At 65.9% G+C, this 999-nt stretch carries 1 protein-coding gene; it reads right to left on the bottom strand.

Going from position 1 to position 999, the window contains the following annotated elements:
- A partial coding sequence (locus BVI061214_RS00655) for a hypothetical protein (RefSeq protein ID WP_428843217.1) occupies positions 1-534 on the bottom strand: 534 nt, incomplete at its 3' end.
- Between the last annotated feature and the right edge of the window lie 465 nt (positions 535-999).

The following is a 999-nucleotide window of genomic DNA, read 5'->3' as shown; positions in this document are numbered from 1 at the left end:
GGGCCGAAGGACGGTGAGGAGCACGTCCTGAGGGCCGTCGGGCATGTAGGGGTACAGGGTCACCGGGTTAGAGCCCATGTACACCTCACTGGATCCCCCCACAAAAACGGAGTCCCCGGCTTGGACCGGTGTCGGCCCAATGCTGGCAGGAAGGTTCACCTCAAACTGCTTCGAGCTACCGCCCCCCGAACCTCCTCCCCCGCAAGCGAAGACCACGGTCCGGGTCAGGGCGGGAGTGGCCTTGAAGAGCTGCACGTCCGCCAGGCCGCCTCCCCGGCACCGCACCGCCACCTCGTAGTCCCCACTGGCGGTGAAGGTGGCCTCGCCCCCCGTGAAGCTCAGGGCTTGCCAGGAGCCGCCCCCGGTGCGGTAGTAGGCCCCCACCAGGGGAGCCATGTCCAGCTGGCGGACGGTGATGGTGTTGCTACCGCCACCACCACCCCCTCCGCCACCGCCGCCACCACCGCCACTGCCCGTCTGCCCCCCGCAAGCGGCGAGGAGAAGGGCGAGCCCCAGGCCAAGCAACAAAAGCAACCCTCTCGCCTTCATAACCGCTTCCCTCCTTGCCTAGGGATTTTACACAGTCAGGTCAAAGGAACGCAAACCGCCCCCGAGAACCCCACCCTCCCCCGGAAGACCCCCTACAACCGCCTGTAAGGGGCCTAGAAGGCCCGGGAAGAGGGGGGGTGGAGAGAAGACTGCCCCCCCATACCCCCCGGCTTCTCGGGCCTCTCAGGGCGGGTCCTCGGGGAGGCAAGTCGGGGATTTTGCCGTCCTAGAGGGCGAAAATGGCCGATTTGCGCGGTGCGGGCCGCCCCCCCAAAACCCCAGTTGCCGCATCGGTTCAGGCCTCAGTTGGCTAGCCAAGTACCTGGCAAAGGCAAAAACCCAGGTGAGCTAGCTAAAGTACCTGGCCAAGGAAAAAAGGGCCGCCGCCTAGGTTAGCTAGCCAAGTACCTGGCTAAAAGAACCCTGGGGGTTGCACCCCCACCCCTACCC

The sequence above is a fragment of the Thermus aquaticus genome (assembly GCF_001280255.1).
Lineage (GTDB): Bacteria > Deinococcota > Deinococci > Deinococcales > Thermaceae > Thermus > Thermus aquaticus.
The sequence above is the reverse complement of the archived record's forward strand: the minus strand, read 5'-3'. Positions and strand labels throughout refer to the sequence as shown.